Annotated in this window: 20 protein-coding genes; 12 read left to right on the forward strand and 8 right to left on the reverse strand. The window is 47.4% G+C overall.

All coding sequences use genetic code 11. From position 1 onward, the window contains the following. Positions 1-10: 10 nt before the first annotated feature. Positions 11-1,669, forward strand: a complete 1,659-nt coding sequence (locus EC604_RS10340) for a glycerol-3-phosphate dehydrogenase/oxidase (RefSeq protein ID WP_123064083.1) — start codon at positions 11-13, stop codon at positions 1,667-1,669. Positions 1,670-1,738: 69 nt separating this feature from the next. After that, on the forward strand, positions 1,739-2,725 hold the full coding sequence (locus EC604_RS10345; RefSeq protein WP_123064084.1) for a Gfo/Idh/MocA family protein: 987 nt from the start codon (positions 1,739-1,741) through the stop codon (positions 2,723-2,725). A 148-nt stretch (positions 2,726-2,873) separates the two neighbouring features. On the opposite strand, the gene EC604_RS10350 is transcribed toward EC604_RS10345, so the two are convergent. Next, complete coding sequence (locus EC604_RS10350) at positions 2,874-3,161, reverse strand: winged helix-turn-helix transcriptional regulator (protein ID WP_123064188.1); 288 nt, start codon at positions 3,159-3,161, stop codon at positions 2,874-2,876. Positions 3,162-3,687: 526 nt separating this feature from the next. On the opposite strand from EC604_RS10350, the gene EC604_RS10355 reads away from it, so the two are divergent. Continuing rightward, the gene (locus EC604_RS10355) at positions 3,688-4,065 is read left to right on the forward strand and encodes a DoxX family protein (protein WP_161556911.1); all 378 of its coding nucleotides are present in this window, start codon (positions 3,688-3,690) and stop codon (positions 4,063-4,065) included. 162 nt (positions 4,066-4,227) lie between these two features. Here the strand turns inward: EC604_RS10355 and EC604_RS10360 are convergent, their stop codons facing one another. From EC604_RS10360 to EC604_RS10380, 5 genes are all read right to left on the reverse strand, one after another. Further along, positions 4,228-5,064, reverse strand: a complete 837-nt coding sequence (locus EC604_RS10360; protein WP_192895081.1) for a DNA alkylation repair protein — start codon at positions 5,062-5,064, stop codon at positions 4,228-4,230. 84 nt (positions 5,065-5,148) lie between these two features. Beyond that, the gene (locus EC604_RS10365) at positions 5,149-5,853 is read right to left on the reverse strand and encodes a Crp/Fnr family transcriptional regulator (RefSeq protein WP_123064086.1); all 705 of its coding nucleotides are present in this window, start codon (positions 5,851-5,853) and stop codon (positions 5,149-5,151) included. 128 nt (positions 5,854-5,981) lie between these two features. Next, on the reverse strand, positions 5,982-6,500 hold the full coding sequence (locus EC604_RS10370) for an AbrB/MazE/SpoVT family DNA-binding domain-containing protein (RefSeq protein WP_123064087.1): 519 nt from the start codon (positions 6,498-6,500) through the stop codon (positions 5,982-5,984). Between the two features lie 104 nt (positions 6,501-6,604). Beyond that, positions 6,605-7,285 (reverse strand): CidB/LrgB family autolysis modulator, encoded by a 681-nt coding sequence (locus tag EC604_RS10375; protein WP_123064088.1) that lies wholly within the window; start codon positions 7,283-7,285, stop codon positions 6,605-6,607. After that, on the reverse strand, positions 7,282-7,653 hold the full coding sequence (locus EC604_RS10380) for a CidA/LrgA family protein (RefSeq protein ID WP_123064089.1): 372 nt from the start codon (positions 7,651-7,653) through the stop codon (positions 7,282-7,284). The genes EC604_RS10375 and EC604_RS10380 overlap by 4 nt, the downstream gene beginning before the upstream one ends. 201 nt (positions 7,654-7,854) lie before the next feature. Here EC604_RS10380 and cidR point away from each other — a divergent pair, with 201 nt between their 5' ends. The 5 genes from cidR to EC604_RS10405 all read left to right on the forward strand — a co-directional run bounded on the left by cidR (position 7,855) and on the right by EC604_RS10405 (position 12,539). Continuing rightward, positions 7,855-8,775, forward strand: coding sequence for a cidABC operon transcriptional activator CidR (cidR, locus tag EC604_RS10385; protein ID WP_123064090.1), 921 nt, complete (start codon positions 7,855-7,857; stop codon positions 8,773-8,775). 531 nt (positions 8,776-9,306) lie between these two features. Beyond that, a complete protein-coding gene (locus EC604_RS10390; protein ID WP_123064091.1) occupies positions 9,307-10,038 on the forward strand; it encodes a hypothetical protein in 732 nt (243 codons plus the stop codon). 209 nt (positions 10,039-10,247) lie between these two features. Next, positions 10,248-11,105, forward strand: coding sequence for a carbon-nitrogen hydrolase family protein (locus tag EC604_RS10395; RefSeq protein WP_123064092.1), 858 nt, complete (start codon positions 10,248-10,250; stop codon positions 11,103-11,105). A gap of 50 nt (positions 11,106-11,155) precedes the next feature. Then, positions 11,156-11,848 carry a GNAT family N-acetyltransferase gene (locus EC604_RS10400; RefSeq protein WP_123064093.1) on the forward strand — a complete coding sequence of 231 codons (693 nt, stop codon included), beginning with the start codon at positions 11,156-11,158 and terminating at the stop codon, positions 11,846-11,848. A 19-nt stretch (positions 11,849-11,867) separates the two neighbouring features. After that, positions 11,868-12,539, forward strand: coding sequence for a GNAT family N-acetyltransferase (locus tag EC604_RS10405; protein WP_123064094.1), 672 nt, complete (start codon positions 11,868-11,870; stop codon positions 12,537-12,539). 559 nt (positions 12,540-13,098) lie between these two features. Here EC604_RS10405 and EC604_RS30820 read toward each other — a convergent pair. Next, a complete protein-coding gene (locus EC604_RS30820; protein ID WP_123064095.1) occupies positions 13,099-13,596 on the reverse strand; it encodes an antibiotic biosynthesis monooxygenase family protein in 498 nt (165 codons plus the stop codon). A 287-nt stretch (positions 13,597-13,883) separates the two neighbouring features. Here EC604_RS30820 and EC604_RS10415 point away from each other — a divergent pair, with 287 nt between their 5' ends. Both EC604_RS10415 and EC604_RS10420 read left to right on the forward strand, forming a co-directional pair. Further along, on the forward strand, positions 13,884-16,202 hold the full coding sequence (locus EC604_RS10415) for a helicase C-terminal domain-containing protein (RefSeq protein WP_123064096.1): 2,319 nt from the start codon (positions 13,884-13,886) through the stop codon (positions 16,200-16,202). 203 nt (positions 16,203-16,405) lie between these two features. After that, positions 16,406-17,899 carry an alpha-amylase gene (locus EC604_RS10420; protein WP_123064097.1) on the forward strand — a complete coding sequence of 498 codons (1,494 nt, stop codon included), beginning with the start codon at positions 16,406-16,408 and terminating at the stop codon, positions 17,897-17,899. Between the two features lie 585 nt (positions 17,900-18,484). Here EC604_RS10420 and EC604_RS10425 read toward each other — a convergent pair. Next, positions 18,485-19,243, reverse strand: a complete 759-nt coding sequence (locus EC604_RS10425; protein ID WP_123064098.1) for an MBL fold metallo-hydrolase — start codon at positions 19,241-19,243, stop codon at positions 18,485-18,487. A gap of 295 nt (positions 19,244-19,538) precedes the next feature. On the opposite strand from EC604_RS10425, the gene uxaC reads away from it, so the two are divergent. Continuing rightward, positions 19,539-20,978 (forward strand): glucuronate isomerase, encoded by a 1,440-nt coding sequence (gene uxaC, locus EC604_RS10430; protein ID WP_123064099.1) that lies wholly within the window; start codon positions 19,539-19,541, stop codon positions 20,976-20,978. Positions 20,979-21,008: 30 nt separating this feature from the next. Then, a complete protein-coding gene (locus tag EC604_RS30260) occupies positions 21,009-21,155 on the forward strand; it encodes a hypothetical protein (RefSeq protein ID WP_205127924.1) in 147 nt (48 codons plus the stop codon). Positions 21,156-21,252 lie beyond the last annotated feature (97 nt).

A 21,252-nucleotide genomic window follows, 5' to 3' on the forward strand; every position in this document is an offset into this window, starting at 1 on the left:
GGGGTCGTACATGACAGCAACGTTCTCGGCGGCAAAACGAACCGAAGTTATGGAACAAATGTCGAATGCACATTTTGACGTATTGGTGATTGGTGGAGGCATTACGGGTGCAGGAATTGCTCTGGATGCGGCATCTCGTGGATTGAAGACGGCGCTTGTGGAGATGCAGGATTTCGCGGCAGGCACATCGAGCCGTTCCACAAAACTGGTTCATGGCGGCTTGCGATACCTGAAGCAGTTTGAAGTGAAGATGGTAGCCGAAGTTGGAAGAGAGCGGGCGGTGGTTTATGAGAATGGGCCACATGTAACGACACCAGAACCGATGTTATTGCCCATATACACGGGAGGCACGTTTGGCCGTTTCAGTACATCTATGGGTTTGATGGTGTACGACCGGCTTGCTGGAGTGAAGCGCAGTGAGCGTCGTCAGATGCTGAGTGCCAGTGATACATCTGCAAGTGAGCCTTTGCTGCGGAAGCAGGGACTGCTGGGAGGCGGACGTTATGTGGAGTACCGGACGGATGATGCGAGACTTACGATTGAAGTCATGAAGGAAGCGGTGCGGCACGGGGTGCTGGCTGTTAATTATATGAAAGCAACTTCTTTTCAGAAAGAGAATGGAATGATTACAGGCATTCATGTGATGGATCAACTAAACGGAAATAGTTATAAGCTTATGGCGAAAAAAGTGATCAATGCATCAGGGCCATGGGTGGATACCCTCCGTGAAGTGGATGGCTCACGCCAGGGCAAAACGCTACAGATGACCAAAGGCATTCATCTTGTATTTGACGGAGCCCGGTTCCCGCTACGGCAAGCGGTTTATTTTGATACGCCGGATGGACGCATGGTCTTTGCGGTGCCGCGGGATGGCAAAACCTATGTAGGTACAACCGATACCGTATACCGTGATGACCCGGCTCATCCGTTCATTTCGGAGTCAGACCGTGATTATGTCATTGATGCAGTGAACGGCATGTTCCCGGATGTCCAGATTCGTGCAGAGGATGTGGAATCAGGCTGGGCAGGCGTGCGTCCACTGATCCATGAAGAGGGCAAAGGCCCTTCAGAGATTTCGCGTAAGGATGAGGTTTGGGTATCGGATTCCGGCCTGATTACTATCGCTGGAGGCAAACTGACGGGATATCGCAAAATGGCCGAGATGGTCGTGGATCTGGTCGCACGTCAGATGCACCAAGAGTTCGGTTACACTCCGGGACCATGTGTAACCAAGAAGATGCCGATCTCCGGGGGAGATGTTGGCGGCTCAGCCGGATACGTCACGTACACCGAACGCAAGATCAAGGATGGCGTCGCGTTAGGTCTGGACCGGAAAGCAGCGGAACGGCTTGCTCGTACGTATGGCTCCAACGTGGATGCGCTATACGAGCGTATGCCTGATCCACGAACCAAGGCAGAGCTTCACGGCATGTCACAGGAGCTTTTGTTGATGCTTCGTTACGCGATGGAGGAAGAGATGGCGGCAACGCCAGCCGATTTCTGGGTACGCCGAACGGGGGATTTATTTTTCCGCATCGATGAGGTACGCCGTTATAAATCAGCAGTCAGCATATATATGGCAGAACAGCTTGGCTGGTCAGAACAGCAGGTAGCAACCTACGCTAAGGAATTGGATCAACTGTTGCTGGAAGCATCCGGCAAGAGTTAGAGGAGCAGGAATTTGCGGAACTGGGTCGAATGGAACATGTAAGCGCGTAACAGAGAGGGGATCACATCCATGACATTACAGATCGGAATCATAGGAACAGGTTGGTTTAGTAAAGTACACGCAGATATTCTTACACGTATGGAAGGTGTTCGTGTCGCAAGTATATGTGGAACAACACTCGAAAAGGCAGAAGCGATGGCCTCCGTATATGATGCAGCGGGTTACGATGATCTTGAACATATGTTGGATAATGAGAAACTGGATGCCGTATACATCTGTGTACCTCCCATGTCTCACGGATTCATTGAGGCAGCGTTGATCAAACGGGGCATTCCGTTCCTGGTGGAAAAACCACTGAGCACAGGAATGGACGTACCACTCCGCATACTGGAGCAAGTGCAACAGTCTTCTTTATTAACCTCTGTAGGATATCACTTCCGTTACCAGGGTGCTGCGCAGGTCATGAAACAAGCCATGCAGGAGCAAAAGGTGGGTATGGCTCTGGGGCGCTGGATGGGCGGTATGCCTGGCGTTAGTTGGTGGCGCCGTCAAGATGGATCTGGAGGTCAGTTTGTGGAGCAGACGACCCATATCGTGGATCTACTGCGTTTCTGTGCAGGCGAAGTGACGGAAGTCTATGCCGTAGCAGCCCAGCGCAGCATACATGACAAACATGAGCATGTGACGGTTGATGATGTCGCTAACGTGACGCTGAAGCTGGAAAGCGGCGCGATTGCGAGCATTGCGAATACGTGTCTACTACCTGACGGTGAGGGTGGAGCAGGGCTGCAATTCTACACGGATGCCGGTGTATGGGACTGGACACCCGACCGTCTTCTGTTACCGAGTGCGGCGTCACATCCGATGGCAGGACTTGAGGTTTCAGCTGGACAGAATCCCTACGAACGTGAGAATGAAGCATTTATTCATGCACTTCGCACGGGGGATCGTTCCCGCATTTTGTCCGATTACGCAGATGCCTGCCGTACACAGGCAATCACCGTCGCTGCTCAGGAATCCGTGGACTCCGGTCTGCCTGTAAAACTCCAAGCTTAAACAGATCGTTAGCGCACAAAAACGCCTGCGACCCGAACCATGTTCTCTGTGGTTCCGGATGCAGGCGTTTTTCGTATGCTTGCAGCTACCTTGCAGGGGGCAGCAATGCAGGTGTTAACACGGTAACGGGTCATAACATGTATTAGGACTAGTTCGATTGTTGCTGTTCTTTTAACCAGTCCGAGGACCAGCTGTAGATTTGATTAATGACAGGTTCGATCGCTCTACCTTTAGGGGTGAGTTCATATTCCACACGGGGCGGAATCTCGGGATACATATGCCGGGTTACAATGCCTTCCGTCTCCATCTCTTTCAGCCGCTCCGATAACAGCCGTCCGCTAATCGCCATCTCGGCCTCCAGTTCCGTGAACCGTTTTGGTCCGGATAACAGCTGATACATAATCAGCAGCACCCACTTTTTCCCAATGATGTCCATGGCTTGTGTAATCAGACAAGGGCTTGGAGATTTTACTTTTCTCAACTTCAACGTGTTTCACCTCGATTCATGGCAAATGTGCAATACAACCTATATAAAAGGACAAAAGTTTCTGCCGCTCTGAAAAATAAAAGCACCTTCAAGTGAAGGGGCGTCACTACAAAATATACTGTAACATACCTTTTGTATGTATTATACATCATTTCACGAAAAATTACTTGATGAAATTATCTTATTATTATATACTCACTTCATAAAAGTAAGTTTATGAGTAATAATTCGTATTATAAATGTACATATCATTTCCGGATGAGTAGTCACGCATGAGACCAGAGCAGTGGATAAACATCGGGAATTTGAACGTTATTAAGGTTCTAGTAAATCTTAGTAAACTACAGTTTCTTCTAGGGAACTTTTACATAGATAAGTGCTTACATACTGTATTTTACTGATTTTTGTGCAGAAAAGATTAGCGATAAGTTAAAGCTTCTCAAAATAACATTTGAATGAATGGGAGATGAAAGATATGAAAACGGTGTTGGGATATGTTTTTTTGGTGGTGCTGGCGGGTGTTTTCATCATGACGGGATATACAAAAGTTACGGGAGCGGAGATGATGATTGATACCTTCGAGAGTTTCTCTTACCCTACGTGGACAATGTATTTGATCGGTGTGTTGGAACTGCTTAGTGCGGTTGGGTTGCTCATTCCGCGTACGCGTATCTTAGCTTCCGGAATACTAACGTTTATTCTGATCGGAGCTGTAGGCAGCCATCTAATCTATGCACAATATGCGGCTATACCGCTCCCAGCAGTATTGCTTGTAGCAAATATCGTTGTGTTACTGGTTAGTCTGCACAGACTGGAAGAAGAAGAGAGCAATATGGATATGGTTCAGGCTTAATCAAAGTATGGAAATGCTTATTCAACATGGCTAAGCTTAGGCCTGTCATGCAGGGAGTTACATAGCCGGCAATTCATTTTCATGAATTGGGATTACGTCCGTTATCCATTGCAGGATGTGCTTGCAATGATCTGTTAGATTCAAGCACATCCTCCCCGCACATTAGATACTTCGTTGACCGCGTTTAACGATTCGTTGTGTATGTTTGGTATCCGATTGTTCGATCCACATGGCACATGTCTGCCGAACCCAATCCGGGTTTGTCTTACTGGCATCGTTCAACCAGTTGCTGACGGAATCCTGTACATAGGGGTGTGCATCGGATTTCACAGGGGATAATAAGGGAAGGGCAATCTCCGGATTATCTTTCAAAGGCTGGATGTGTTTCGCCCATACCCCACGAGGGCGTGTAGATTCAATAGCAAAGCGACGAATCATTGGGTCCGCGTCGATACTCCACGGGATTAAATCGTGCAGAGCCGTTGATAAATCTGCGCGGATGGAATCCCGCACAGCCATCCAAGCGATTTCTCTTACACCAAAGTGGGTATCCGCTGCAAACGGGCGGATCTGCTTCAGCTTTTCCGTCAATTGCAGATGGGGGTTCAGCCCAATGATATAAGCTGCCCAGCAGCGAACACTGTCTGAGCGGTGATTTGCTAAACATATGAAAAGGTCTGTTTCTTTCTGTCTTGGTATTCTCTCCATATATTCCAGCCAGAGTGAACCTATTGCAGGGATAACTTTCATGATACGCTGTTGTTCCTTCGGCTCTAGTTTTCCATAGACATCCTGTGTAGAGAGGGGAACATCAAGTTCGCGGGTGATCTGTTGCAAGAGAAGAATATGGTCTACCGCCAGCCATTCCGTCAGATTCACGGATTCAATCGTCCCGCTTTGTAACAGATGGCGAACATGTTCTGGAATTTCTACGGCTTTACGCGCACCTTTGCGAATCAGAATATCTTCGGCAATGATATTGTCAGGGTTAGCTTCCATAGTTTGGCCTCCTTGCTTGTCTGCACTCATTTATACATAAAGTACAATAAAACAGGCGCACAGGGATGTAAGGCAGCTTACAAGTTATACGTCTTGCAACGGGGAAATCAATTGGCGAAAGGCCCTGAGTTCACTTGCATGGATAGAAGCTGATTTGAATCCGGTACGGATACGGCCTGATTGCGATAGTTCTTTTATAGCCGCAGTAACCGATTCTCTGGAGGCTCCTGCCATCCAGGCAATCTCCTGATGTGTAATGGTACACTGAATCAGGCAATATTCATCCTTTTGCGTCCAACCCATCTGCTCGGCCAACCGACATAAACTATGAATAATTTTGTCATGCAAATTCCCGAGTGCAAGAGTCTGTGTCAGCTCACTCATTCGCTCGATTCGTTCACTCAGCACATGCATCATCCTCATCATAAAGGCCGGATGATCGATTAAAAACTGCTCGAATCGGTTTCTGTCCATCAGGCAGATGTCGCAGATCTCCAGCGTTTCAATATATAAATCACGTGTGCCGAGGGAAATACCCTTCATTTCTCCAAAAACATGACCTGCACTCAACATATCCACCGTAAATTGTTTTCCCTCAGGGCTTAATGTATACAAGCGAATTCTGCCCCGTTTGACAAAATAGAAACCTTCTGTAAATGTATCCGGTCTCTGAATGGTTGTATGTTTAGGGAGTGTTGTTATCGACGTCATGCTGTCCATCTCAACGAGATCGGCCTCGGATAAGGAGGACATGAGGTCGAATTGAGACAAATACAAAATTTTATTCATGAGGCTCCTTTCGCTCACCATATAAAATGATAAAAAAAGAAGAACCCGATGAAGCCAGGGTTCTTTGGCAGCGTGCTAACCGTCGTTGAGGGAGTACGCTGTTTATTTATGATGATATACCGTTCTAGCTATAATAACTTTTTTAGTTGAGAGACACGTCCCTGGCTAATGCCAAGTTTCTCCGCAATTTGCTGTTGAGCGAGTCCAGGATGCTGTTCGATAATCTCTTTCATCTGTTGCAGCATGCGCGCCGTCTTTGGCCGCAGGTCGGGGTAGTCCTTGCTCGCAGCAGCATCTCCTTCTTCCCAAGAGGAAGCTGAGGCAGCAGCGGGTTTGGCAACAGGACGTTCTTTGGGTGCAGAAACCTGTTTGTTTTCAGGTACGAACCAGTCGGGAGTGTCATCTGGGTGTTTTAATTGAATCGCACAAGTCCGGCAGATGAATTGCTCTTTGAAATACATTTCCGTATCCACGTCACCGCAAAAAATACACAATGTTGATTTGTACTTTCTTAAAATCAACTCTTTCCCTTCAATGAAAAATTCAAGCGGATCGCCGATATGGATTTCCATTGTATCCCGCATCTCTTTGGGAAGGACAATTCGTCCGAGACGGTCCAGAGATCTCTTCATTCCGGTTCTTTTCATCGCATCTCCCCCGCAATATTAACATTAAAACCTGTCCTTATTGTAAGGAAGAAAGGGCTTTAATACAACAATAATATTTCAAAAAAAAGGGATTATTCCAACTATTATGGGAAAATAAGTTTGGAGAGCGCGGGAGCGACGGCTAAAGTGAAGAGCGCAGCCAAAACCATGGAGATACTGGAGATCGTTCCGGTCAATGAACTCAGTTCAAAGGCTTTCGAAGTCCCCGTGCCATGAGCACCTGTTCCGAGGAGGGTACCGCGCGCAATTTCGCCATCAATACGAAGCATTTTGACGATGGAAGGCCCCATAATAGCTCCAAGCAGCCCCGTCATAATCACGAATAAGGCCGTAACTGCCGGGATTCCCCCGATGGAAGCTGATACATTCATCGCAATGGGCGTTGTGATCGAGCGCGGAATCAGACTGTGAATCAAGCCGGAGTCGAGGTGCAACCATTTTGCAAGCATAGCCGAGGAGAGTACGGCAACAACCGATCCGGTCATGACACTGACGACAATTTCGGAAATATGTTTTTTGAGCACATGGAAGAAGGTGTAGAGCGGTACCGCAAAAGCGACCGTAGCAGGTTGAAGCAGAAGGCTAAGCCATTTGCCTCCGCTACTGTATGCAGCATAATCGGTTCCGGTTAATAGGAGTACGCCTACAACGAGCAGCGGCGTAATAAGTAGCGGTGACAGATATACTTTGGGCAGACTGCGATACATTCTTTTGGCAACCATGTAGATTCCGACCGTTAATAGCAAACATAAAAATCCAATCATCCGGTGTGACGCTCCTTTCGTTTGGCAATACGTGTAGCAACGAGGCCGGTGCAGGCCATAACCAGAAACGTGCTTAGCAGCACGATAAATAAAATCTGCAATCCGTCATGCTCCAGCATAGGCATGTAATTCATGATGCCAACCGCCGACGGGATAAAGAATAACAGCAGTTCACCAAGCAGCCATGCCGCTCCGACTTCAATCCACCGCAGCTTCACCACGCCAGTTTGTAGCAAGATGAACAGCACGACCATTCCGAGAATGGAGCCAGGTACAGGCAGGTGGAGAGTACGGGCCAGCAGGTCCATAAGCAGTGAAAAAACCATTAATACCGCAATTTGTGCAATCCCGATGCCCCATTTTTTCACGCGAATCCCTCCTTGTATATCAACATGTGTCTGATCAATTTAAATCGTATGATTATGAAAATGAATGGAAACGTTGCTTCGTATCACAAATTTTACAGCGCAATCTTTCATGAGTAAAATGCATATTAAGAATGTTTTCTATTCCTTTTATCTATAGTAGTAAAAAAGATGTGGCCAGAAGGACAGGAGGGGGAGGAAACGATGGATGTTCGACATTTGCAATATTTTCTCGAAGTTGCCCGGCAGCAGAGCTTTACAAAGGCCGCCGAGGTGTTGTATATCACCCAGCCTACGATTAGTAAGACGGTTAAAAGTCTGGAGGAGGAACTGGGCGTGACCCTACTGGATCGATACGGTAAACAGGTACAGTTAACGGATGCGGGGCATGTCTTTTTTCGGCAGGCGCTGGAGATTGAAAAATCGTTCCGCAGTCTTTCGTCCGAGCTGGACGATCTGATGAATCTGAAGAAGGGACATCTGCGCATTGGTCTGCCGCCGATGGTGGGATCAAGCTTTTTTCCGATGATTATCGGTGAATTCCACAAAGCGTATCCACAGGTGAGCATCCAATTGTTCGAGGATGGGGCGAAAAAAGTGGAGGCCGATGTCATCAGTGGTGCGCTGGATATCGGTGTTGCGGTGTTGCCAACGGTAGATGAACTGCTCGATCATTTTGTGTTTGTTCAGGAAAAGCTTAATCTGCTCGTGCACCCTTCGCATCCGCTTGCTGGAAAGAAGTCGGTGGCGCTGCATGAACTGGAACAGGATGCCTTTGTTTTGTTTAGGGAAGATTTTGCGCTCCATGACCGCATTATTGCGGCTTGCCAGCAAACCGGATTCCAGCCGCGCGTGGTGTATGAGAGTTCCCAGTGGGATCTGCTAAGTGCGATGGTTGCTGCGAATCTGGGTGTGGCTTTGCTGCCGGAGACGATCTGCCGTGAGGTTGATCATATGCGCGTAAGGATCATCCCCGTTATTGAACCGGTCATTCCTTGGCAGCTCGGCATGATCTGGCGGAAGGATCGATATCTGTCTTTTGCTACCCGTGAATGGATCGGATTTACCCAGTCCATGCTGGGGGAACAGAGAGTAAAGTCGATTACTAGGCCTGAGCATCCGTAGGTTAGTTATCGTTTGGAGTTCCGTTATGAATGATCGGAAGCCCGTTAATCAATCACTAATGACCTGATTAACGGGCTTTTTCATATGACATGGTATGGATAATGACTATACAACACTTGTATTGGAATTTTATTGGAATTATTTTTTTGATTTTTCCAGTTTTATCGATCTTTTCTTCTAATTTTATTGTCATTTCAACCGATATAAAGATACTGAGGGGGTGTGCTTTAGGAAAATATTAGTAAGGAAAGCATACAAGATTGCTGGAAAAAGATAATTACAAACTGGGTTGGTGTCTGAGCGTTCAGAAGTTAGATGATTTGAAGTCTGTGAAAGTTATACAGAGTAGAGTGCGCGTTGATTACATATATTTTTCATCTATGACGTGTGAAGTATGAAGTATGCAGCTCGAATTTCAAAAGAGATTTCGAGGTAAGTATGTCTGGATTGAGCGCGGTAATTGACTTGAATGGTTTCTCGTTATGCCGTCTTGGCTGCCAATTATTCCGAATTCGAAAGGGTTGTGTAAAGTTGAAGAAACGTACTGCAAATAAAGGATTCAAGTTGTCTATAGTGATTGGTTTAATGACGATTATGCTGGTGGCTTGTGGTAAGCCGTTAACCGAAAAACTATACTCAGAAACGGTACCCGAGGATATTAAAAATAGCACTGAAATCACGCAAGAAGATAAAGATCTCTTGGGAAAGGCTATTTTATATTCAATGGGTAGCAATACGGATCTTTCTACTAAAACGGTGGGACAAATTATAACCGATGAGAAGCAAAGACAGCTGAAGCTTGAGGAAGAAGAGAAGAAGAGACAGGAAGAAATCAAAAGAAAACAGGAAGAAGCTGAAGCAAAGAAACAAAGTCAATTGAAACTGTTGGATGAGTCTGTGCAGGTTGGTTTAATCAAAAAAAGTGTGACATTGAAAGACACGAATAAATGGATCTTCAGCGACGTTATACATATGACGCTTGACTTGAAGAACATTTCGGACAAGGATATTAAAGGGTTTCAGGGAGTCATTACCTTCAAAGACATGTTTGATAATGAGATCAAGTCACTAAACGTTAAATATGATGAACCCATCAAATCTGGAGCTTCCACGTCTTATGAGGGTAGTTTCGAATTAAATCAGTTTATGGATAAAGATACTGAACTTAGGGAGACACCTTTAGAAAAAATCAAGGTTGAGTTTGAGATGGATCAAATCATCTTTGGTGACGGCAATATTGTGAAACGTTCGGATATTGAATAAGCGGGTTCCAGGTATTTAATTGAATAAATGAGTCTACTAAAGTCTCTTCATCATATGAAGAGGCTTTTTTGTATAAAAGTGCAGGATGTAGAGGGATGAATAACGTAGATATTGCTGCTACATTGGCTTACCTCCATAGCTATAGCATTAGATAAATCGTCGGATCATTGATACAATATAGACACAATACTGGTGGAGGTGTGGGACTTATGAAACTGCGGGTATCCGCTGTACAATATCAATTGCAAACGATCGGTTCATTTGAGGAATTTGCTGCTCAGGCTGAGCATTACATACGGACAGCTGACGAATTCGGAACGGAATTTGTGTTGTTCCCTGAATTTTTCACAACTCAATTAATGTCCATTGGAGACGCACAGGGGAATGCGTTAACCATTGAAGATTTGCCTGATTTTACAGAGCAGTATGAGCAGTTATTCATCTCGCTTGCTGCTAAATATAATATGCATCTGATCGGAGGCACTCACGTTATCCGGCGGGAAGGCAAGCTGTACAATACAGCGCATATGTTCTACCCGGATGGACGGATTGCGCGTCAGGCGAAGATTCATATTACGCCGACCGAAGTAACGGAGTGGAATATGGCTGCGGGTGATGGACTGGAAGTGTTTGATACAGACAAAGGTCGAATTGCGATGCTGACCTGTTATGATATTGAATTTCCCGAAATTGTGCGTATGGCGAAAGCCAAGGGAGCAGATGTAATTTTCTGTCCTTCCTGTACGGACGACCGCCACGGATTTTACCGGGTACGGTACACGAGTCATGCTCGTGCGGTGGAGAACCAGATTTACGTTGTATTAACGGGAACGGTGGGTCATCTGCCGACAGTGGATTTCATGCGTGCCAATTATGGACAAGCTGCGATCATTACCCCGAATGATGTACCATTCCCTCCGCGCGGCATTCTGGCGGAAGGTGAGATTAATAACGATATGATTGTAACCGCCGACCTCGACCTGAATTTGCTGTACGAGGTGCGTGAACGTGGCTCGGTAACAACCTGGCGTGACCGTCGTACGGATCTGTACACCGATTGGGAATAGATCTACTTTTGGAAGCTGAATAGGGCTAAACAAAGGAGGGATTAGGCAGGATGTATGTCAAAGAAATGCTGATAACTCCTCCCGATGATAGTAGTGAACATGGTAGAGCCAAAGCGGTCATCCGCAATTATGCGGCCCATGACTTTGAAGAGCTTATCCGTGTTCAGGCAGAGAGTTTTCCGCCACCATATCCGGAGGAACTGCTTTGGAACCAAGAACAGCTCAGCAGCCATATTCAGCATTATCCTGATGGAGCCATCTGCATCGAAGTGGATGGGGAACTGGCTGGCTCGATGACTTCATTGCGAATGCAGTGGGATGCTGCGCACCCATCCAGCCATACGTGGGCAGAGGTCACAGACGATGGATATATCCGCAATCACCAGCCGGATGGGAATACGTTATACATCGTTGACCTCTGTGTCCGCCCGAAATATCGTAAGTGGGGGCTGGCCCAGCTGATGATGCAGGCGATGTACCATCTTGTAATTGCACAGGGAATGGATCGTTTGCTTGGGGCAGGGCGGATGCCTGGATATCACCGGGTAGTTGAGCAAATGACAGCACAACAGTATCTGGATCAGGTTGCCGCTGGAGAAAGGCATGACCCGGTTATTTCATTTCTGCTACGATGCGGGCGTATGCCTGTTGGTGTGGCTAGCGATTATCTGGATGATGAGGAATCTTGTCATTACGCGGCTCTGATGGAGTGGCGTAATCCGTTTAAAGCAATACATATCTAAAATAGGGAGGTTTTTATGTATGGAATTTACACGTATTACATCCATTCAGGACCCGTTGTTTGCTCAAATGCATAAGTTGATGCAGGAAATTTTCCCGCCAGAGGAAGTGCTCGATTTCCCGTTATGGGCTGAACCACTGGAAGACCCGGGCATTCGGGTGTTTGTCGCTGTACATGAAGGCCAAGTGGTTGGTGCAACGGAGTACCGTTACTATGAGGACTGGAACGTGGCCATGACTGATTTTACGATTATCGGACGCGAAGGCTTGGGAATCGGCGCGTTCCTGGCGAATCATCGGAAGCTTGATCTGCAGCAGCTCGCCGCTGCCAACGGCAAATCGTTGTTCGGCATGTTTGCCGAAATCTACAATCCCTATTTGACTCAGGATCATGCGTTTGGCGGCATCAAACCGATGGACCCATACGTGCGCCGCGAAGTGCTGTCCCATCTGGGGTATCAGCGTCTGGACTTCCCGTACGTTCATCCATCCTGGCAAGGCGACGGTGAAGCGGTAGGAGGCTTGGATCTGTGCTTTATGCCAGGCGATGAGTCCCTTTCGGAGCTGCCATCCAGTCTGGTTGCCGATTTCCTGAATCGGTACTATGCTGTGCTGCCAAATAAACCGCAAGAGTGGCTTGCCATGGTAGAGCAATTGAATGCCCGTGAATCCGTGGCATTGCTCCCGTTGTAAGTTGTTGCACAGTAGCAGATATAGAGGAAATAGGGCGCTGAGAACAAGAACCTCTAAACTATAGAAGCACAAGATAGAGTAGATGTACGAAGTGTAAGATTGAATTTATGGTGTGTGGTGTGCTAGTGCTGGAGATGAAGCGGTGGTTTGAGTTGGAACTGGAACGAGGCGCTAGTGTAACTAAAGTTTAAATTTAAGTACCCGTAATTCAGTCTGTTTCAGTTCTGAATTACGGGTACTTATTTGTTCCATGTAGAGCAACTGTGGCTTTACTGAATAGAGGGTGAGGGAATGCGCTAACGATCTCCAGAAAGGACAAAAAGAACCGAATAAGCTCCCCTGAGATCGTTAGAATTTCGAATACTAGGATGGTGAGGTTGTATCGCTACATTCGCTCCAATTCGTAACTCCCCACTCACTCCGCACCCAGGTAAACCGTTAGTACGTAGCCTAGTGTCGTGTAGCTATGCGAATCCACGATCATACGACTATACGCCCTGTTATTCGGAAATCCCAGCTCCAGCAACTCTACTTAAGCGTAACTCGCCAATTCTACTCTCTACTCAATCGTATATGTGGTCACAAAGGAAGGCCGAGGGAACATGGTTGGTTTCTGTGCAGTCAGGCCTTCACTTGTGCTGCGATTGCGGTGAGCGTGGTTGTAGGCTTGCGACTGCTGCCAGCCCTTAAAATTCTCCTCCGTCTGCCATAGAGTCAGTACGACATATGTATCCCCCTTAAGCGGACGAAGTACACGAATACCGACAAATCCAGGCTCATCTTCTACTTTGCGAGCACGATTTTTAAAACGTTCCTCAAAATCAGCTCGACCATCTTCGGTAACGGGAATGTTGTTCAACACAGCGAAGCCGCCGCCTGTCCATGACCCTGCATCGTCAAATGCTTCATAAGCAGCCACCTGTTCATCTGATTCAATATGCAGCAGACGATCGGTGGTTTCTATAGCGAGAAGTACCTGACCTTCAGCACGTAGTGTCAGATGTGGATATGCCGCAAGCGCATCGGGCAATGGAGATGGAACTAGATAAATATACATAGGAAGTCTGCCTCCTCTTAAATACGTAAACACCATAATAAGTTTGACTATATTTTTACACGCGAGAACGTAGAGGACAGAAATAAGCCGGAGAAGCAGAGCGTTCGCTTTAACAGCGATCGAAAGATTGTTCTGTCATCGAAGTGTCCAAGTGTAACGTGAACTAGTTCAACTTATACAACTCAACATAGCATATGGGAACGGACGAGTCCAATTTGCCAAAAATCTGGTTAGAGTAACCCGTTTCGTGATAAAGTAGAACCACTACAAGCAGAACGGGTGATCGTATGAAAACAACAATCCGGATATCAGTCAGGCCGCTGGTCGAGTATGTTTATCGGAGCGGCAGTATCCGTCCGGGATTTCGCACCAATGCATCGATGCAAGAGGGAACGCGAATTCATCAGCGTGTGCAGAAGACATATACCGAAGAAGATTTAAAAGAAGTTGTACTGGAAGCCGAGCTTCAGCATGGAGATCTAACCTACGTCATTGAAGGCCGATGTGACGGCTTGATTCGCCTGGAGGGGCAATTAACGGTGGATGAGATCAAATCCACGGCGGGTAACCTGGACGAGCTGGAAGGTGGCCTCGACGTGCACTGGGCCCAGGCGAAGATGTATGCCTACATGTATGCCGTTCAGCATGATGAGCCGCGGATGCAAGTGCAGTTGACGTATGTGCATTCGGTGACGGGTGAAGAGCGGCGGTTTCGCCGCGTGGCGGAGCGGCAGGAACTAGAGCAGTTTGCAGCAGAAGTCATCGCCGGCTATGCACCGTATGCGGAGATGATTGCTGCTTATGAAGCGGAGCGGGACGTTAGTGTGCGCGAGCTGCCGTTTCCTTTTCGCAAATACCGGGAAGGACAGCGTAAGCTGGCAGGTGCAGTGTACAAAACGATTCGTGAAGGACAGGGACTTATGGCGAAAGCACCTACAGGCATTGGCAAAACCATGTCCGTACTTTTTCCTACGGTGAAAGCCATCGGTGAAGGTGAGGCCAGTCGTTTGTTCTACCTGACCGCGAGAACGACTACGAGAGTGGCGGCGGAGGAAGCTTTTGCCCGGATGCAGGCGGAAGGGTTGAACATGCATGTCGTCAGTTTGACGGCAAAGGACAAAATTTGCTTCAAGGACGAGGAAGCCTGCGATACAGGGCAGTGCGGCATGTGTGAAGGGTATTATGACCGAATTAATGGTGCTGTGCTGGACATGCTGGAACATGAAACGTTGATGACACGGCCCGTCATTGAGCAGTATGCCCGCAAACATCGGGTGTGTCCGTTTGAGTTCTCGCTGGATGCGGCATATGCAGCCGATGCGGTGATCTGCGATTATAACTACATTTTTGATCCGCGTATCTCACTCAAACGGATGCTGGAGGAACAGAAGCGCAAGACGGTGCTGTTGGTGGATGAGGCACATAATCTGGTGGATCGTGGGCGTATGATGTTCTCGGCAGAGCTGGAAAAAGCCGTATTTCTCGATGTCAAAAGAGAGTTCCAGACGCTCGGTAGCAGTGTACCTGCCGCCAAAGCGATTGTGGACTATACCGGAGCCATCGACAAGTATCTGATCACCCTTCGTAAGAACGGCGGAGAAGAGGGCAAGATCATACAGCAAGAAGCGCCAGAGGAACTGATTGAACGGCTTGAGCCATTTGTCATGGTGGCGGAGCAATGTCTGGCCGAGGGTGGGTCTGGCAATGCTGAGATGGATCAGCTGCTGCTCGATGCCTATTTTACTGCACAGAACTTCGTACGAATTGCTAGGCTATATGACGAGCGTTTTATCACCTATGCAGAGTGTGTACGAAGCGAGGTACGGGTGAAACTGTTCTGTCTGGACCCGTCTTTGCTACTGCGTCAGACGGCGAAGGGCTTCCGCTCGACTATTCATTTCTCGGCAACCTTGTCACCTCTTCGTTATTACCGCGATATGCTGGGGGCAGAGGAAGAAGACTACACATTGCAGATTCCGTCTCCGTTCAACCGGGAACAGCTGGACGTTCGGCTCATGCCTCTGTCTGTACGTTATAAAGACCGGGAGCGGTCCAAACGCCCGATTGCCGAGATGTTACAGCAACTCGTATCCGAGTGGCCGCGCAGCAACCTGCTGGTCTTTTTCCCTTCCTATCCGTACATGCGCGAGATCTATCAAACATATACACAGCTTCCGGGGGCCAGCGATGCGGATACGGTGATGCAGGAGCAGGGCATGAACGAGCAGGAGCGAGAGCAGTTCCTGGCGGCTTTCCAGCCGCATCCTGAGCGCACACGTCTTGTTTTTGCGGTGATGGGCGGCGTGTTCTCGGAGGGGGTCGATCTGCCGGGAGACCGTCTGAATGGCGTTGTCGTTGTAGGAGCAGGGCTGCCACAGATTGGTCTGGAGAATAACGTGCTCAAGGATTACTTTGACAAGTCGGGCCGCAACGGCTTTAACTACGCCTATGTATTCCCGGGCATGAACAAAGTGCTTCAGGCTGGAGGCAGGCTCATTCGAACCGAAGAAGATAAGGGTGTACTCGTGCTAGTTGATGACCGTTTCACGCAGGAGCCGTACCGTTCTCTTTTACCTGACGAATGGATGGATTATAAACGGATATGATGATGTTTACGTTTTTTATGTGTTTATCGTGCTATTTTCAGTGCTTTACGAAAAATTTTCTTTGAATTTCTTAACATTCTTTCATTTTCATGATTGAAACATAGGGCAATCGGGTTATAACTTGGTTAGCACGAACGAACAACGGCGATACCCTATCCGTTCCGCGGTCCGCTTCGAATGCAAATCAAGGAGGTCGGTTTGTGATGAAGAGAAATCATACCATGATGCAGTTTTTTGAATGGCACTTGGCTGCTGACGGCAATCATTGGAAGCGACTGGCTGACATGGCCCCGGAACTGAAAGCAAAAGGCATAGACTCTGTATGGGTGCCTCCTGTAACGAAAGCAGTGTCTGCAGATGATACAGGTTATGGCGTGTATGATCTGTACGATCTGGGTGAATTTGATCAAAAGGGTACGGTACGCACGAAATATGGCACCAAGCAGGAACTGGTGGAAGCCATTGCAGAATGTCAGAAGAGCGGCATTGTCGTTTATGTGGATCTTGTAATGAATCACAAGGCTGGAGCAGATGAGAAGGAAGTTTTTAAGGTGATCGAGGTTGATCCCAACGACCGGACGAAGGAAATTTCCGAACCGTTCGAGATTGAAGGCTGGACGAAGTTCACATTTCCAGGCCGGGGCAATGAATATTCTTCCTTCAAATGGACATCCGAACACTTCAACGGCACCGATTTTGATGCAAAAGAAGAACGTACGGGTGTGTTCCGCATTGCTGGCGAGAACAAAACCTGGAATGAAAACGTCGATGATGAGTTTGGCAACTATGATTATCTGATGTTTGCCAATATAGATTATAACCACCCGGATGTACGGCGTGAGATGATCGAGTGGGGGAAATGGCTGATTGATACGCTGCAGTGTGGCGGGTTCCGACTGGATGCGATCAAACATATTAACCATGAGTTCATCAAGGAATTTGCTGCGGAGATGATCCGCAAACGCGGGCAAGATTTTTACATCGTCGGTGAGTTCTGGAATCCCAACCTGGATGCTTGTCGTACCTTTTTAGACACAGTGGATTACCAGATTGACTTGTTTGACGTATCGCTTCACTATAAATTTCACGAGGCCTCGTTGGCGGGACGCGATTTTGACCTTTCCAAAATTTTTGAGGACACCTTGGTTCAGACTCATCCAACCCATGCGGTGACTTTTGTAGACAACCATGATTCACAGCCTCATGAGGCGCTCGAATCCTGGGTTGGCGATTGGTTCAAGCCGAGCGCGTATGCACTGACGTTGCTGCGTCGTGACGGATATCCCGTCGTCTTTTACGGCGATTATTACGGGATTGGCGGACCTGAACTGGTGGAGGGCAAAAAAGAGATTTTGGACATTCTGTTGTCAGCTCGTTGCAACAAAGCCTATGGAGAGCAGGAAGACTATTTCGATCATCCCAACACCATTGGTTGGGTTCGCCGCGGCGTGGAAGAGATAGAAGGCTCGGGTTGCGCAGTGGTCATCTCGAACGGAGATGACGGTGAGAAGAGAATGTTTGTCGGAGAGCATCGTGCAGGGCAAGTCTGGGAAGACCTCACCGGTAGTTGTGAAGATTCGATCACCATTGAGCAAGATGGCTGGGCTACGTTCCACGTCTGCGGCGGAGGGGTGTCTGTCTGGGCACTGCCGGAAACGAGCGAGGACTGTGGCACTGGCACGGATACAACAGATTAAGAGTAATGTGCGTTCGATTGTCGAAGGCGGAGTTGAATGCTGCTAAAGACATTCAAATGGTGGAAACGGGATTGAGAATTACCTAAATAACCGTGGGCTCATATTTGCGGGAGAATGTCTCGGTATAGTTGGTACGCCACAAATTAAAAAGTTCATATGATAAAGAATTGCAAGCAAGGATGAAACCACTTGAAGCTGAACTGCATCCACTTGTTCGATAGTATCCAACGAGTGAAGGAAGTTCGGACAGACACGCTGCTGCGTGCTGATTCAGGTGGTTTTTCTTTTTAGAAAATCTGAGTTTCTAGCTTAAGTGTTTCAATTCTAATTAGGGTAGAGAACTTTGAGTGGAACCTGGGGCTCTGGAATTTCTAACGATCTCAGGAAACCTTATTTGCCCCCAAACCGGGTTATCGTAAATCTAACGATCCCCAGTGAGCTTATTTTACCGAAATTCAGTCAAAACGGTATCATTTACAGAGAATTCACCCAAATAACGTTTCTGGTGATCGTTAGAATTAAAAACCTCAAAATTTATGCCGAATAAGCTCTCTGGTGATCGTTAGCGTAAAATGCCTTTCTGAATTACTCTCCAATTTCAAAGGACTCCAGCGTGCCGGCCATGCGCAGATCTTCCGCGTACGTACGGTTGAATGCCGCACGTTTGGCCGCATCGGCATATTCATCATGATAATGCATCAGTACCGTTTTCCGTCTCACTTCAGCGGGCAGCTGCTCCAAATCCTTCAGTGACGTATGGGATTTAATCACCAGGTCATGCATGTGGCATTCATGGAAAATCAGTTGCACATCGGGGGCGACCTGTTCCACTCGCTCACGATTCAGCGTGCTGTCCGCACTATAATAAAAATAAGGCTTCGCCATCAGCCCGTTGCTGACCATGCCGGGAACATGCTGTGTGCGAAATGTCTCAAACGTGACCCCGCCGAGCTCGAAACTTCCGCCATCCGGCAGCGGAATGATATCATAATAGTCACTCATTGTACGCTCGCCGTCCGTTGTATACCGCATGCCTGGAGAAAGGATGTTCCACAGTGGATCAACCAACTCTTCATGAATGAACAGGCGTGGTTTGCGATCCCCGACAATCTGGGAATAATAGCCCAGCATCTGCACCCCGTTAATATGATCCTCATGCAGATGGGTGATAAACACATTATGAATGCCTGTCATCGCGAATCCGTATTCCTTGAGCGCTTTGGCATTGGACTCTGGAAAATCAATGACCAGATGCGTATCGCCGAATTCAGCGAGCATACTGTTGTGATGTTGTTCTACACTAAACATATCTCCTGTACCCAGAAAAGTAATTTTCATTTTCATCAGGTTTCATCTCCTTATTTTGGCGAAAGTAAGATCGCTTAGGGTCAGGCTTTGATTAATATCCTGTGTCGATCTTATTGTAGCGATTTTATTATGAGTAACATCAGTGTCCATCTTTAAATCAGTATCATTGACGTTAAATCCAGTATACCGTGTTTCCAAGAGTGTGCCTAAATCAACCTTTTTTGAGAACGCTATCATTTTGTATTGAACTTTGGCGCCAAACGGTGTAGCTTAAAGATGGAAAGTGAACCTAAATGAACGTAAACTCACCTAAAGGGAGCGTGCAAGGCGAATGAAATCTTTTCTGGATGAACACTTTTTACTTCACAATGAAACGGCGGTCAAGCTGTACGAGCAGTATGCAAAAGACATGCCGATTATGGATTATCACTGTCACCTCAGTCCTCAGGAAATTTACGAAAACAAAACATTTGGCAATCTGACAGAGGCCTGGTTATATGGTGATCATTACAAATGGCGCCTGATGCGGGCTAACGGTGTTGAAGAGAAATATGTGACGGGCGGCGAAGGGGTAACGGATTATGACCGTTTCCTTGCTTATGCCAAAACAGTGCCGATGATGATCGGCAATCCGCTGTATGCATGGTCTCACTTGGAATTACAACGTTATTTTGATGTACATGAAGTGCTTAATGAGAAAAGCGCCCCAGCGATCTGGGAAAAAGTAAACGCCCAACTAACCGGCGAAGGCTTCGGTGCGCGTGATCTAATTACCAAATCCAATGTCACCGTGGTGTGCACCACCGATGACCCAACCGATTCTCTGGAATATCACCTGAAGATTCAGGGGATTGAAGGTTTTGACACAGCGGTACTGCCGTCTTTCCGCCCGGATAAAGGGCTGGAATTAAACCGAGATACATTTATCGAATGGGTAGGCAAGCTTTCACAGGTTGTGGGCACGGACATTACAGATTATGACTCATTCCTGGCTGCGCTGGAATCCCGTGTGGAGTTCTTCCATTCCGTAGGCGGCCGTGTCTCTGACCACGCATTGGATTATGTGCCTTATGCTGCAGCGACACGCGAGGAAGCCGCCGCTACATTTGCCAAAGCACTCGCTGGTGAGAAGGTTTCACGCATGGAAGAGGACGGATACAAGACGGTTACACTCACATTCCTTGGTAAGCTGTATGCGGAGCGTGGTTGGGTCATGCAGTTCCACATCAATGCAGCGCGTAATAACAATACGAAAATGTTCAAAAAGCTCGGGCCTGACACAGGGTACGATGCTGTGAATGATACGCCATTATCAGCGGCTGTTATCGGATTGCTGGATACGCTGGAGCAGCAGGATGCTCTGCCAAAAACGATTCTGTACTCCCTTAATCCAAGAGATAACGAAGTGCTCGCTGCCATTATTGGAAGTTTTCAAGGTGGAGGCGTGCCAGGTAAAATTCAGCTTGGCGCGGCATGGTGGTTCAATGATACGAAGGATGGCATGCTCGCTCAGATGAAGGCGCTTGCGAATGTGGGGCTGCTCAGCCGTTTTGTCGGCATGTTGACAGATTCAAGAAGTTTCCTCTCGTATACGAGGCATGAATACTTCCGCCGCTTGCTCTGCAACCTGATTGGTGAATGGGCAGAACAAGGCGAAGCGCCAAACGATATGGAGCTGCTCGGTCAGATCGTACAAGGTATCGCCTACAATAATGCTAAAGACTATTTCCCGTTTGCTACTGTGCCGGAGAGTGTATCTGCTTCAAAATAAATATGGATTCAACAGGTCTGCTTTAAGAAAATGGATATAGAAAATGCTATTTCAAAAAGCTCTCCGTTCCCTTCGTTTGGTCTTAAGCAAACGCAGGGTGGAGAGTTTTTTTGTCATGATGAAACAGTTGAGCAAATAGCTAATAAGTCACTTGAAGAATGGATGCTTTTGACATGAATGAAATGATTGACATATACATAAGCTGAGAATATACTTAGGTAACCTAATTAATTGAGTTACTATTAAATTGGTTTGCTATTATATTGGTGGGCTA

Origin of the sequence: Paenibacillus amylolyticus (assembly GCF_003719335.1) — a bacterium.
GTDB lineage: Bacteria > Bacillota > Bacilli > Paenibacillales > Paenibacillaceae > Paenibacillus > Paenibacillus amylolyticus_D.

Bases quoted from the DNA above. Each gene is read 5' to 3' on its own strand.
- cidR (WP_123064090.1), top strand. From the start codon at position 7,855: ATGGATGTTCGACATTTGCAATATTTTCTCGAAGTTGCCCGGCAGCAG.
- EC604_RS10420 (WP_123064097.1), top strand. From the start codon at position 16,406: ATGAAGAGAAATCATACCATGATGCAGTTTTTTGAATGGCACTTGGCT.
- EC604_RS30260 (WP_205127924.1), top strand. From the start codon at position 21,009: ATGGATATAGAAAATGCTATTTCAAAAAGCTCTCCGTTCCCTTCGTTT.
- EC604_RS10415 (WP_123064096.1), top strand. From the start codon at position 13,884: ATGAAAACAACAATCCGGATATCAGTCAGGCCGCTGGTCGAGTATGTT.
- EC604_RS10370 (WP_123064087.1), bottom strand. From the start codon at position 6,500: ATGAAAAGAACCGGAATGAAGAGATCTCTGGACCGTCTCGGACGAATT.
- EC604_RS10340 (WP_123064083.1), top strand. From the start codon at position 11: ATGACAGCAACGTTCTCGGCGGCAAAACGAACCGAAGTTATGGAACAA.
- EC604_RS10345 (WP_123064084.1), top strand. From the start codon at position 1,739: ATGACATTACAGATCGGAATCATAGGAACAGGTTGGTTTAGTAAAGTA.
- EC604_RS10350 (WP_123064188.1), bottom strand. From the start codon at position 3,161: ATGGACATCATTGGGAAAAAGTGGGTGCTGCTGATTATGTATCAGCTG.
- EC604_RS10360 (WP_192895081.1), bottom strand. From the start codon at position 5,064: ATGGAAGCTAACCCTGACAATATCATTGCCGAAGATATTCTGATTCGC.
- EC604_RS10405 (WP_123064094.1), top strand. From the start codon at position 11,868: ATGGAATTTACACGTATTACATCCATTCAGGACCCGTTGTTTGCTCAA.
- EC604_RS10400 (WP_123064093.1), top strand. From the start codon at position 11,156: ATGTATGTCAAAGAAATGCTGATAACTCCTCCCGATGATAGTAGTGAA.
- EC604_RS10355 (WP_161556911.1), top strand. From the start codon at position 3,688: ATGAAAACGGTGTTGGGATATGTTTTTTTGGTGGTGCTGGCGGGTGTT.
- EC604_RS30820 (WP_123064095.1), bottom strand. From the start codon at position 13,596: ATGTATATTTATCTAGTTCCATCTCCATTGCCCGATGCGCTTGCGGCA.
- EC604_RS10375 (WP_123064088.1), bottom strand. From the start codon at position 7,285: ATGATTGGATTTTTATGTTTGCTATTAACGGTCGGAATCTACATGGTT.
- uxaC (WP_123064099.1), top strand. From the start codon at position 19,539: ATGAAATCTTTTCTGGATGAACACTTTTTACTTCACAATGAAACGGCG.
- EC604_RS10365 (WP_123064086.1), bottom strand. From the start codon at position 5,853: ATGAATAAAATTTTGTATTTGTCTCAATTCGACCTCATGTCCTCCTTA.
- EC604_RS10395 (WP_123064092.1), top strand. From the start codon at position 10,248: ATGAAACTGCGGGTATCCGCTGTACAATATCAATTGCAAACGATCGGT.
- EC604_RS10425 (WP_123064098.1), bottom strand. From the start codon at position 19,243: ATGAAAATGAAAATTACTTTTCTGGGTACAGGAGATATGTTTAGTGTA.